Annotated in this window: 11 protein-coding genes and 1 pseudogene; 8 read left to right on the top strand and 4 right to left on the bottom strand. The window is 58.4% G+C overall.

Features of this window, described 5'->3' with window-relative positions:
• Positions 1-475 precede the first annotated feature (475 nt).
• The 4 genes from AC0L3X_RS39915 to AC0L3X_RS39930 all read right to left on the bottom strand — a co-directional run bounded on the left by AC0L3X_RS39915 (position 476) and on the right by AC0L3X_RS39930 (position 3,671).
• Positions 476-850: an HD domain-containing protein gene (locus AC0L3X_RS39915; RefSeq protein WP_354100443.1), complete on the bottom strand. Its 375-nt coding sequence runs from the start codon at positions 848-850 to the stop codon at positions 476-478.
• 229 nt (positions 851-1,079) lie between these two features.
• Entirely contained in the window at positions 1,080-1,418 is a 339-nt protein-coding gene (locus AC0L3X_RS39920) for a DsrE family protein (protein WP_354100444.1), read from the bottom strand.
• A gap of 54 nt (positions 1,419-1,472) precedes the next feature.
• On the bottom strand, positions 1,473-2,444 hold the full coding sequence (locus tag AC0L3X_RS39925) for an MBL fold metallo-hydrolase (protein WP_354100445.1): 972 nt from the start codon (positions 2,442-2,444) through the stop codon (positions 1,473-1,475).
• An 879-nt stretch (positions 2,445-3,323) separates the two neighbouring features.
• Positions 3,324-3,671, bottom strand: coding sequence for a hypothetical protein (locus AC0L3X_RS39930; RefSeq protein WP_354100446.1), 348 nt, complete (start codon positions 3,669-3,671; stop codon positions 3,324-3,326).
• Between the two features lie 285 nt (positions 3,672-3,956).
• Between AC0L3X_RS39930 and AC0L3X_RS39935 the strand changes: the two are divergent.
• The 8 genes and pseudogenes from AC0L3X_RS39935 to AC0L3X_RS39970 all read left to right on the top strand — a co-directional run.
• Positions 3,957-4,275 (top strand): annotated as a pseudogene (locus AC0L3X_RS39935) (LysR substrate-binding domain-containing protein); the annotation flags it as partial.
• A 930-nt stretch (positions 4,276-5,205) separates the two neighbouring features.
• Positions 5,206-6,405, top strand: a complete 1,200-nt coding sequence (gene acmB / locus AC0L3X_RS39940; RefSeq protein WP_354100447.1) for a methyl acetate hydrolase AcmB — start codon at positions 5,206-5,208, stop codon at positions 6,403-6,405.
• A gap of 191 nt (positions 6,406-6,596) precedes the next feature.
• Positions 6,597-8,279 (top strand): flavin-containing monooxygenase, encoded by a 1,683-nt coding sequence (locus AC0L3X_RS39945; RefSeq protein ID WP_354100448.1) that lies wholly within the window; start codon positions 6,597-6,599, stop codon positions 8,277-8,279.
• Between the two features lie 1,192 nt (positions 8,280-9,471).
• Complete coding sequence (locus AC0L3X_RS39950; RefSeq protein WP_162479163.1) at positions 9,472-9,684, top strand: hypothetical protein; 213 nt, start codon at positions 9,472-9,474, stop codon at positions 9,682-9,684.
• 312 nt (positions 9,685-9,996) lie between these two features.
• Positions 9,997-10,470 carry a hypothetical protein gene (locus tag AC0L3X_RS39955; protein ID WP_354100449.1) on the top strand — a complete coding sequence of 158 codons (474 nt, stop codon included), beginning with the start codon at positions 9,997-9,999 and terminating at the stop codon, positions 10,468-10,470.
• Positions 10,467-10,733 (top strand): hypothetical protein, encoded by a 267-nt coding sequence (locus AC0L3X_RS39960; protein ID WP_354099268.1) that lies wholly within the window; start codon positions 10,467-10,469, stop codon positions 10,731-10,733. The genes AC0L3X_RS39955 and AC0L3X_RS39960 overlap by 4 nt, the downstream gene beginning before the upstream one ends.
• Before the next feature lie 366 nt (positions 10,734-11,099).
• Entirely contained in the window at positions 11,100-11,261 is a 162-nt protein-coding gene (locus AC0L3X_RS39965; protein WP_354099267.1) for a hypothetical protein, read from the top strand.
• Positions 11,262-11,640: 379 nt separating this feature from the next.
• The gene (locus AC0L3X_RS39970) at positions 11,641-12,333 is read left to right on the top strand and encodes a helix-turn-helix domain-containing protein (RefSeq protein WP_354099266.1); all 693 of its coding nucleotides are present in this window, start codon (positions 11,641-11,643) and stop codon (positions 12,331-12,333) included.
• The last annotated feature ends 297 nt before the right edge of the window (positions 12,334-12,630 follow it).

Consider the following 12,630-nt stretch of genomic DNA (forward strand, 5'->3'; position numbering starts at 1 on the left):
CCACGGGCGAAGTCACCGCGCCCGCTTGAATTCGGGCTAACGATGAGCGTCGCGGCAAGCAGGTGTGGAGGGCCGCCGGCTCCCGCGGGGACCGGGATCAATTGCTGAGAACGCTTTGGCTTGTGGGCTCTGCTTGTAATCACCCATCGCTGATGCCGTCGTCAACGCAGGTTTTAGCCCGTCGACCCAACGCCGAGCACATCATCGCACTCAATCGCCAAGCTAGGCGGAGGGACGTACCTCATTCGACGTCGACGACAAAAGTCTGGTTTCGGCTTCAAGATCTTCTTGTGAAACTCCGAAGCCTCTTCGAACTGAAAGCTCTCCATGTGGGAGAACCGGACCACTGAGGGATCGCTTCGCCTATTGCCCGACAGCCCAGCGCGACTTCCGCATCAGATTGCTGAAGTCCCTGCGACGGAAACCAGGGTCCTTGTAGGCCATTACATCGGCCAAACCGGTGCCTTGGGTGGTTTCAGGACGGTGCTTGAGGCTGTCGTAAAGGGCCTGCAGGAAGCCTTCCGCGAATTGTGGCGGACGCGGATAAACTGTCTCGACAGCGCTCCGCTGCGCGGCAGTGAAGACCCTTGCGCTTGCCTGCCAAGGCAGCCCAATAGTAAACGCGCATGGAGTGCTGAAACAGCAAATCGTTTTCGTTATCGCGAATGACCTGAGCTGCATCGCGCGACAATCTGCTATCCGGAATTCTTATCTCCGAAACCTCCTCGACGGCGAGCGGAACCGCTTCCGCGACTTTAGGCGTGACCGTTTCGGCCTGACCGTTTGGTGCCAAGGCGGATCCGGCGACCAACGCGAGGGCGGCCCAGGTGAAAGTGGTACGAACATTCATGTCGTTCTCCTCTAGCCGGAGATGGCGTGTATGGGGCTAGAACGTGCCTTCGCCCTAGCATCGGCCATTAGAGTTTCCCTGTTGGAGGTCGAAAAGACTCGCCTTAGGCAAACAACACGCGCTCTTGCGCTTATTCCGTAATCTTCACGAATCCTTGCTGAACGAGCTGCGTCGTCCTCGCCATGGCATCCGTGTTGACTTTGATGCCGGGGAGCAGATCGGCATTGCCTCAGTTGTGAGCCTTCGCGGTCGCCCCGCACACCTCGATGCGCACACTGCGCTTCATCAGGTCTGCCACAAGGTCCTTATAAGGATTGCCGGTCGCGATGTTTCGATCGGCGTTGTAGGCGATATCGTGCAGCGTCACATGGCCGGCATTCGTGTGAAAGACGGCGATAACCTCCGATTCGGCCTTCGCGTGGGCGATGTCGTTGGTGATGAGCTGAAGGTGGAAAATGGAAGCCGGCAGATCGCCTTCGAACGTTAGCGCGCCGATGCTATACACCGTCTTCACGTCCTTGAGCGTCACCGCAATATCGATGTGAAGCGGCTTCTCAGAGGCAGACATATCAGTGCTCCTTTCATTGGAAGAACGGGAGATGGCCACTATACGAGAGGACCGTCAGACGCCCTCGTAAACCAGTCGGATGAAGAGCGCCGAGGTGATGAGAAATTGGCCCCACTTCGCATCGAACGCCGTGGTCGGCTTGGCGGCGATCGTGTCATCGAGCGATCGGCCCTGCTGCTTGAGCTTGCCGACATTGTCCCGGATTGCGACAAGCATGTCGCGGTAGGCCGCAAGTTCAACCTTGTTGCTGACAGGGTTGCCGTGCCCCGGGATGACGATCGTCTTGTCGGTTACGGCGGCAACATTCGCCTCGGCCGCCTTGATCATCCCGTCGATGTTTCCGCCGGTTGAATAGTCGATGAACGGATAGATGCCGTTCCAGTAGGTATCGCCACAATGAAAAATGTCCGCTTCGGGGATCGTCACCGATAAGTCGCTATCGGTGTGCGCGGGACCGTAATATTTAAGGAGAAGCGTGGACCGGTTGAGCTTCAGGGCTTTCTCAGACGAGAAGGTTTCGGTCGGAACGGCCGATAGCGGAGGAGACGGGAAGTTGAAATCCCAGTCCGCAACTCTCTGGGCAACTAGCAGATGCTTGTGGGTGTTCTCATGGGCGATGATGGCTGCCCCTTCCGCATTTAGCCATTGATTTCCGTCCGTGTGATCGAAGTGCCAGTGCGTGTTGATCAGGTGTGAAATCGGCTCGCGACTCAAACTATTCGCAGCCTCTAGGATGCGCGGACGGGATGCGGTGATGCCGGCGTCAATGAACACCTTGCCGTCGGTGCCCGTCATGATCGCTATATTGCCGCCGGAACCCTCGAGGATGCTGACATTGTCGCGCAGCTTATGGACTTTGATGGCCGCTTTGGCGGCGTCGTCACGGATGAGGTCCACAATGTTGCGCGCTTCCGCGAAAGCCTGTCGCGGCGAGAGCCAGCCGCCCGTGGCCGCTACTGTGGTCGCCGCCACGCAGCACAGGCAGAATCCGCGTCGTGACATGATATCCTGATTGAGGCTCACCATGGCTCTCTCCAATGGATGTCCGCAAACGGTCTAGCGCCACAACGCGGCGTCGCGCATGATGCTTGGGACGTGAATGATGGTCATGCGGAAAACGTTTGTCGGGCCACCATCATCTCTTCTGCAATAATCTTCGTAGCCTTAATTGCTATCGACTCAAACTTGCAGATCCGGAGCGATAAACGCAGATCCGTCGCCGAGCCGCTCAGTCCTCGGAAGGAACTCTCGGTGGCTTTGCGGCCGCCGTGCATGCACAGAACCATGGGACCCTGACGTAATGAAGCGTAACACCATTTGTCTTGGTCCGCTTGTGAATCGTTTCCACGGAGCTGCTATTGCACTCCCGCCCTGGACTTGCTTGAGGACAGAGTTACTCAGCTTTGGCAATCCCGTCAGCCCCCGCTGGTGCCGCTCTTGAGTCGTACCGCTTCTAGTTGGCTCCTTCTCGAAGGTCTTTCGAGATCGCATGATCCAGTGTGCCGACTTCATTATGACAGCGCTCTGACGTTTCTCCGACATCGGCGAGCTCAGAGTTCAAGATCCCATGACTGCTTACGCAGCCACTCATCCCTTGATGGTATTCTCAAGTTTTAATGACAGCGCTTTGTCTCTTGCTAGACGTGGTCACCATTTAGACCCAACATTTGAATTGCAGATGCCGGTGAAAGTGGGGGCCGCCGGTTTTTGAAAAGCGATTTCTTTTTTGAAAGCTCCTATACCCCTCCCCGGTCACAGCGCCACCAGGAACGATCGCCTGCAACGCTGCAGCTCGAGGCCAGAGGCAAGCGCAACAATCAGATCGAGGACATTACCATCCCGGGGTGACTCCCGGCGCACCAGAAGGCAGAAGGCGAGCCTCCCGTAGCGCCTGGAGAAACTGGATCAAATCATGCTGCCGGGTATGAAGCACCTGACGCGAGGATGGCCGTCGATGTAATGCCTCCAAACCATTGTACGGCCGAAACGGTTTGGTTGTGTGAGAACCGCGCCTTCAGGCACGTCGACCCATTCGTTGTCAATGCGGACGCGGTAACGCCCGCGATTGGACTCCCAATCCGCATCAGAAACTATGTACCCGTCCATATCGGTACAGCACTTTCCCAATTCGCTCTCCAAACTTTCAAACCATGAGTTCAGCGGAGAGTTGTCGTAGTGGCCATCATCGCGGCCGAGTGCAGGCGTCACCAAGACCGCTAAGGCAAGTAGCTGTGTCGCAGCTTTTGCTAACATCTCATTGCCTCCGTGATCTTCACCAGCTGGTCCGCTCGCTTGACGCGGACAAAGCTGGCGCGCGGAAAACAAGATGGTGGTTACAGCTGCGACCCCGCGATGAGCCCGACAGCCACAATCGTTCGACGATTCGGGAAACCTTCGTCCCGACGCCTACACAAGTGAGTCCGGTAGTCCGGGCAAAAGTTCAATAAAGGTCAGTGTAACTTCTCCTTTAGACAAAGCGATCGGGAGATCCCGCTTAAAGGCCGACACGATTGGGACACGCCTAGTCGTCGGGCGCGTCCCCTAGCCGCAAACCTCTATGCATGGGAGTTCGAGAGGAACGGGCGCGACGTGAATGTGCGCGTGGACGGGCAACTGGTCTTCAACAGTTCGGGCGCGCTGCTGCACGCCGCGCTGCAGGGGCTTGGCTTGGCCTACCTAACCGAAGGTCAGGTTCAGCCCTACTTGTCGAGCGGCGAGCTCATTCGGGTGCTGGGGGAACTGGTGCCCGCCATTCTCAGGATATCACCTATACTATCCGAGCCGTCGGCAGCCATCGCCGGCATTCACGCTGCTGGTCGACGCGCTTCGATACCGAGGCAGAGCATCGCGGGGGTAAAGCTGTGGCTCAGGTTGCGGTGCGCTTTTGGCTAGCAGCTGGCCTCAAACTCGCCCGGGGTTGCCGAACGGAGAAGTGCCCATGCCGCGAGGCACCTGGAGATTCCAACGTGACGACCCCGCGCCGGAAGTGGTAATGCTTGTGCCACGGCGCCGCTCAAGAGTGCCACACAAAAACAAATCACTGGACCGAAAACGCAATAATATCAAATGCAGGTCAGGATTGCCGCCCCAGTTCAATCCTGTACGACACGCTTTGGCAATCGGTCTTCAGGCGACCCTTTTATCTCGCGGCCGCCATAGCTGCGTAGCTCTTGGAGCAAGCGCTTAACTGCTTCGGAATTACCGTTCTGCCGTCGCTGGCAGTGATGCTCGCGAGCGACGCGGCCTCTCCTTAAGCCGCATTCTGAACTGATAAGCTTTCAGCAATTACCTTATCAGTACACCAACTGACTCCAATTTGTTCGAAACCTTATCAGTCCGCGAGCAGACTCCGTCTGTATGACTTGCTTACAGCTCAGGCCAAAACACCGACACCACTCTGCAGACATGGAGCTTGTCGCCGGACCTCGTCTGCTAAGTGCAACAAGAGAGAAGCCACAAATTGCCAGCGATACGTTTCAACGTAGATCAAGTGTCAGGTTCGCTGACCTGCCCGAGCAAAGAATCGCAGGGGGAATACATGGCCGATCACAGGAAAACGGTCTACGCTTCGAGCGCTCGGTCGAAATGCGATGACCTGGAGCTGCCCATGATCAACAACTCCAGTCACCATTGCTGCCAGGACCGCGGCGGGATTTCATTCGCGCTACGTCATCGGGGACGATCAGGCCGATACCCAACAATCGCCATACGCTTACGTCATCCGGCGCGAACCGCCAGCGGATTACCGAGAAGCACGTGATCAAACTTGGCAAAGGGAGAAACGTCTATGGGTAACAACCTGAAAAGCGCATGTGACGGGATCTTGCAAAAAGTCGTGACTGGTAAGGACCGCGTTCCCGGCGTGGTGGCGATGATCACGGATCGCTCGACCAACATTTACGAAGGCTCAGTCGGCGAGCGCAGTCTTGGCGGCGGCCAGGCCATGACGACCGACACCGTGTTTGCCATTTTCTCCACCACAAAGGCTATCACCGGCACGGCCATCCTGCAATGCGTCGAGGACGGCAGGCTCGACCTAGACGCCCCAGCCAAAAAATACGTGCCCGACATTGGCAAGCTCGAGGTCCTCGACGGGTTCGACGCCACGGGAAACCCGAAGCTGCGAGCGCCGAAGCGCGACATCACCACCCGCATGCTGATGCTGCACACCGCGGGCCTCGGCTACGACTTCTTCAACGCCAATTACTTGCGCCTGGCGCAGGAGCGCGGCCAGCCGAGCGTGGTGACCTGCTCGAAAGCATCACTGATGACGCCGCTATTGTTCGATCCCGGCGATAAATGGGAATATGGCAGCAACATCGACTGGGCCGGACAGGTTGTCGAAAGCATCCGCGGCAAGCGCCTCGGCGACGTGATGAGGGAGCGGATCTTTACGCCGCTCGGAATGGAGGACATCGCCTTTTCGCTGACCCCTTCGATGCGTACGCGCGTCGCCACCATCCATCAGCGCGAAGCCGACGGATCCCTGATCCCCCTTCCCGATATGCAACTGCCGCCTGAGCCGGAAGTCCACATGGGTGGACACGGTCTCTATGGCTCGATCGACGAGTACATGAAATTCATACGGATGTGGCTGAACGACGGGGCGGGACAGCAAGGGCGCGTGCTCAGGAAAGAAACGGTCGAATCCGCTGTCCGCAACGGCCTGCAGGCTAACCAGGCGGTCACGGTGCTGCCCGGCGTCATCCCGACGCTGTCGAACGACGCCGAGTTCTTCCCTGGCCTGAAGAAATCCTGGTGCCTCACCTTCATGGTCAACGACGAGGACGCGCCTACCGGCCGTCCGGCCGGAGCGATCGGCTGGGCCGGGCTCGCCAACACGTTCTTCTGGATTGACCGCAAGAACGGGTTCGGCGGGTATTGGGCGACGCAGATCCTGCCGTTCGGCGACCCGACTTCGTTCGGCGGCTACCTGGAATTCGAGACGGCCGCCTATGCGACCGGCGAGGCGCGCGCTGCGGCGTAGTGCTGACGAGCGCGGGTTACCCCGGGCCACGGCGCGCCGCCGCTTTCGCAATCGAGCGACGGCGTCATGGGCGCGTGCTTTGCGATGGTGCCGCCTGCTGATCTTCTGGTCCTGCAGGACGGTGCCCGCGCATGGCGACAAGATGAATGAAAAGAGATGCAGGGAGAACGCTCACAACGGGAGGTACGTCAATGAACAATGTGCAAGCGGCGCAACGGACTGGCGCGAAAGTCGACTTCGATGCGGTCATCATCGGCGCCGGATTCTCCGGCATGTACATGTTGCATTCGCTACGCGACAAGCTCGACCTGAAGGTCACGGTGTTCGAGGCTGGCGACGGCGTCGGCGGCACGTGGTACTGGAACCGCTATCCCGGCGCGCGCTGCGACTCCGACAGCTACATCTACTGTTACACCTTCGACAAGAACCTGCTGCAGGAATGGAACTGGTCCGAGCGCTATCCGGAGCAGGATGAGATTTTGCGCTACCTCGAGCACTGCGCCGAGCGCTTCGACCTGAAGCCCGACATCCAGTTTGGCAAGCGTGTCGTCGAAGTGGTCTTCGATGACGCCACCGAGCTGTGGACCGTGCGCACCGACAAAGGCGATGCCGTCACGGCGCGCTTCGTCATTCCGGCCGTCGGTGCCCTGTCGATCGCCCACATGCCGCCAATCAAGGGGCTGAGTTCCTTTAAGGGCAAGTATTACCACACGAGCCAGTGGCCGCACGATGGCGTCGACTTCACCGCCAAGCGTGTCGGCATCATCGGCACGGGTGCAACGGCGGTGCAGGCGATCCCGGAGATCGCCCAGCAGGCGAAGCACCTCACGGTTTTTCAGCGTACGCCGAACTTCTGCGTGCCTGCGCGCAACGGTCGTGTCGACCCCGAGGTGACCAGGGCGCGCAAGGCCGATTACGACGGTATCCGCCAGCGCATTAAGGATTCCTTCTTCGGGTTCGAGCTGAATTTCATACCGAAGGCGGTGCTCGAAACAACGCCCGAGGAGCGCGAGCAGGAGTTCGACAAGATGTGGGACGCCGGTGGCTTCGCCTTCTGGCTGGCGAACTATCAGGACATGTTCTTCTCCAAGGAGGCGAACGATGTCATCGCCGAATACCTCAAGCGTAAGATCCGCTCGGTCGTCAACGACCCGGCGATCGCGGAGAAGTTGACGCCCAAGACTTACCCCTACGGCACCAAGCGCCAACCGCTGGACACCAACTATTTCGAGACGTTCAACAAGAAGAACGTGGCGCTGGTGGATGCGAGCACCGATGGTCCAATCGAGGAGATCACGCCGAATGGCATCCGCGCGGGTGGCAAGGAGTATCCGCTCGACATCATAGTCATCGCCACCGGCTTCGACGCGATGACCGGCCCGCTGAAGAACCTCGGTATCAAGGGGCGTGGCGGCCGGGCACTGGCGCAAGAATGGGCGGATGGCCCGCAGACCTATCTCGGCGTGGCCATCACCGGTTATCCCAACCTGTTCACGATCACCGGCCCGCAAAGCCCCTCGGTGCTGTCGAACATGCCGGTCTCGATAGAACAGCATGTCGAATGGATCACCGAGTGCATCGCCCACATGCGAAGAAACAAGCTTGCCACGATTGAGGCAAGCCCGCAGGCGCAGGACGCATGGGGCGCCCATGTCGCCGAGGTCGTGAATACAACCCTGATGCCCGGCACCAATTCCTGGTACATGGGCGCCAACATAGAGGGCAAGGCACGTCGGTTCTTGCCCTACCTCGGTCCGGAGGGCGTCGGCGGATACCGCAGAAAGTGCGCGGAGGTCGCGGAGAACGGCTACGAGGGCTTTGTGTTCACGAGCGCAGGCCAAGGCGGGACCGTGCATACGATTGCGGCCGAATAACTCAACGAACCCTGATCGGGAGTTGCGTTCAATGTCGCGTCTCCCGGCATGGGCCGACCGCGCTTCGACGCCGTCTTGTGCCGAGGCTGCTTTTTAGATTCGCTTTACGACGTCGGCGCGAAAGCGAACGACCGCTTTGCGCCAAGCGGTCACCGACAACTGATAAGCTTATACATCTTTGCTTATCAGCCACGGACTGACTCCGTTTGTGTAATTTCCTTATCAGTCGCGAACTGGATAGCTTTCGTATGAAAGCTTATCAGTCGGTGAACTGACTCCGTCTTGCTCGAAAACTTATCAACCTTCAAAAGGCCGACGCGCTCAAGCTCCATGGAAGCAATCGCTGCATGTTCACGGCAAATTCGCTCTAGTCTACGGAATTCCCTTAGCTCTCGGTCCACGTGCCCTCCGCGAATGTGAGGCAATGATCACGTCAACGATCGACTGGTGAGAAGCGATGACCAGTAGGTTTCCAGTAAGTAAGGCTTGAGCAAAACGGGAAAATCAAGCAACTCATTAGCGGTGCTTAGAAATGGAACCCGAACACCACGGCGCCCTTTAGAGGCGCCGGGTGAAACGGCGGGCGTTGTCCACACCCACGACAGCCAGCAGCTCGCGCTCGTTGTTAAAGGTCGCAAAAAACGGCCCCAGCACAACTAGATGCCGGAGGCCGTTGGAAGCCTTGGCGGTAATGGGGGCGCCAAGATCTACTAAGATCTAGGAAGATTCGGCAATCGGGTCTGTATGCCTTCCGACATAGGTGGCGCCACTGCTCGCGCTCTCTGAATGATCCTTAGCCCGCGCAAAAAGCTACGACCCCAACCATTGGCAAGCTGGGGCCGTGCTGTCACTTAGCTTCCGACCTACGGGGAAAAGGCCAGAAGCGACTCAAAAATGCTCCGTACCTGAGAAGGTTCCTGAGCCGTGGGCCGTGGGGACAAACGCGGCCTTGTGCTTGGGGTTGAAGGCCCGCCAGCTCAGCCAGCCCCGGCGGGCCTTCCCTCACCTATGTTGGGCATCCAGCCGATTGTGAAATGGATCATACAGCAAGCTGGGAGCGCTGCAGTAGGATCATCTCACCGGGGCTGGCTACATATTTCACTTAGATCTTTTCACCCGGATTTTTTCGACAATGAGGCCGCAGCGGCCCTCCTGCTGCGGCCTTGATCTGGGGCATTTTATGGATGGCATCATGGCCAAGGAAAATTGTTTGATCGTTCGTGCTGCCGGAAGACAATTGGACCTGTTACGCGGTGAAGCTTCCCGCATCGCAAAAGGAGCCAAAGCCGATTGGTGGATTGATCACGTAGAGGTCGGAAAGCGCTTTTGCTTTGAAGATGCTGAGGCGAAAGAGTCATTCGCACTCGCTTGCGATAGCATCGGCATTCCGCGCCGAGACGGTTAGTCCAACGAAAACACCGCCGACCTTGTGAGCCGGGAGCTGAGCTTCAGAATTGCGATCCGGACTGACGACCGCAAGCGCATTGTAGCAAAGCGCTCAGCAAGCGTGAAGCGGCCTCGTTGTTATCCGCGGCGTTCTAGCCGCCCTAGCGCCAGCCGTATCCTTTGATGAACACGCATTCGCGGATGACCAACGACACGAAGGCCGCAATCAGGGTTCTGGGCAGCCTATTGACCAACCTCTTGCGCCCCGCCCAAGCCCGCGCGCAAGCCGCAGCGGCTGGCTCGGCACCCGGCGAGCGCCTATCCTCTTGCCATGATCAATGACGCCCCCCTCACCCGCCGCCGCTCCATCAATCCACATGAGGAGACCTGGCATGTCTACTTCACCGATGTCCGCGTCGGGACCATCGGCATGCGCGCCGGCGTACCTGTGCACGCCGATCAATGGGAATGGTCGGTCGGCTTCCATCCCGGCATGGATCCAGGCACCGGGCGAAGGGGCATAGCCGCCACCTTCGAAGCCGCGCGCGAGGCTTTCGAGTCCGCATGGTCGGGGCTACAGCCAAGCATCCCCCACAATGCCTTCGCCGAATGGCGCCACGATCGCGACTGGCGGGCCGAGGTTGCGGCCAAGCGTGCGCGGGGCGAGAACCTCGACAGCGAAATTCGGAGCACGCTGATGCGTTGCGTCTGCGGGACCACATTCGATAGCTGGAAACCGGCCGAGAGCTACCAGCACCGCCAGCACGTCTATGCCGCGCAGGCGGCCAATGGGAGACGCCGATGAAGCACGCCACAGAAAGACCCTACGCGGACCTGGAGACGGCCGCGCGCAAGCTCGTCGAGCTCGCAGCCAACGTCCAGGCCGTGCAGGACGGTCGCATCTACATCGAGCGGATCAACGCGCCGTTCATGTTTGAGTTGAAGGGCAGCGGTAGCGAGTTCGGCGCCGCGCTTAAATACGCGATCGAACGCGGCTGGTTATGGAAGCACGAAAGCGGCACGTATGTGAAGCTGCTCAGGCCTGGAGAGAATCTTCTCGCTCGATAGGGAGCCGCCACCAATGTGGTGCTGCGCCGAAGCGGCGGCCCGCCTGACCACTTCGTCGGGCGGATGGCTTGAGTATGCGGTGACTGAAGGCTGGCCTGTCCGGAGCGCCCCAGCGTCATCATGCCCCTCGGCCAACTTTGATTCTTTCAAGCCATGTGCAGGCGCAGCCTACTCCCTGTTTTACGATTGAGGGCGGGCGGAGCTTCGCCCTTGTTCAGCTTCTCGGCCACAACCTCTGCCGATGAATGAGAGAGTCCAGTTAGAGGCGTCCCGTCCGGCGTGACTGCAGGCTGATCTGTTGAAGTGTCCAGCACTGTGAATCGGCCGTTCTTGGGATGCTCGTACCGAACGACAAAGCGGTCTGCCATGAGGATCGCCCTTTCCTTCATGGTTGCGCTCACCTCAAGTGAGTTTGTCGATGGCCCGGGGGCGGGCTCCCATTTGGCCGGCAAAAACCTGCAATACCCGCGCTACCTCCGGACGCAACTCGCGAGCAATATTCCTTATTACAGCAAGCTGTGCCTGTAGCTCAATAAGGAGTTCTAGGTGTCGCGGGTGTCATTTGGGCGGCGTCAAGGCGGGAGACCTTAGCCAGTCGCTTATGTGGGCACCCGTCTCGGCGGTCCTGGCTCGCTTTAGAAGGGCCTCGCGCTCGCTGCCAGCCGGCAACTATCGGCCATCGTTTTGAGTTTGGCGGCCGGTTCGGCCATTCGTTCTTACGCAAATAAGTCCGGCATTTTCGCCTTTTAGTCCATAGCATGCAGTTTAGCCCTTTTGGCCCATCAACCTGACATTGTACCTTGGTACAATGACCCAAGGGACATCCAACGAATATGGTCGCTCGTCGAACGACCTGCAGGCACGAGAAGGATTTTCAAAGGAATTTGACGCGGAAGAGGAATGACCGATGTTTGTGCGTATCACAACGGATCGACGACCTCAGCCCAACACGCTCGATGAATTCGGTTTAGCGAGTACATTCAGCCGAATAATCGGCCTCGGTGAGTTTACATACCGAAAAGGCACCGAAATCTTCGGCGAAAAAGAGCCCGCTGTATATGTCTATCAAGTCAAGCAGGGTGCGGTGCGAAGTTACAAGTTGCTCTCGGACGGTCGGCGTCAAATCGCTGCCTTTCACTTAGCGGGCGATATCTTCGGGCTTGAAAATGGCAACCAGCATCGATTTACCGCAGAGGCTGTCGTCGAAACCGTCGTGCGCCTGATTAAGCGAGAAAGCCTTCAATCGGCAGCCACTAGAGACGGAGTTGTCTCGCACAACCTGCTCAGCATGACCACCCGCAACCTGGAGCATGCAGAAAACCATATGCTGCTTCTGGGCCGAAAGACCGCGGTAGAAAAGGTTGCCGCCTTCTTACTTGAGATGGATTGCCGCACCGGAGCAGACAAGATGTCGCTCCCGATGACTCGTCTCGACATTGCGGACTATCTCGGCTTGACGTTAGAAACTGTTTCTCGCGTGCTAACTAGCTTGCGTAAAGCGGGCGTCCTTACGTTCGTCGACCACGATAGGCGAGAGATCATGTTAAACGACAAGCGGCGGCTTGCCGATTTCGATCCGCAAGGACCGGCACAGCCCTGATGCGACGGCCGCACTGGCATCGATGATAGAAAGCAGACTCTCCCACATCGATTATCGCGCACATTGCGAGAGTAGCGCGAAAGGTTCGTTGATTTAGATCAATTGGTCGCCGACGACAAGGTTCAGCGCTCGGCAATGAACAAGCCTTCCGAGTCCGATAAGCCCGAGCTCAAGCCCACGCGCTTGGAGGAGGCGCGCCGGATCATTGAGGATTACGCGAATGACCTTCGCGAGTTAATCCGAAAGCTCCGTGAGAAGATGAATTGAAGCGGATTGGATTACGGACCCGGCCCTACC

The organism is Bradyrhizobium sp. MI1.7 (assembly GCF_055811795.1).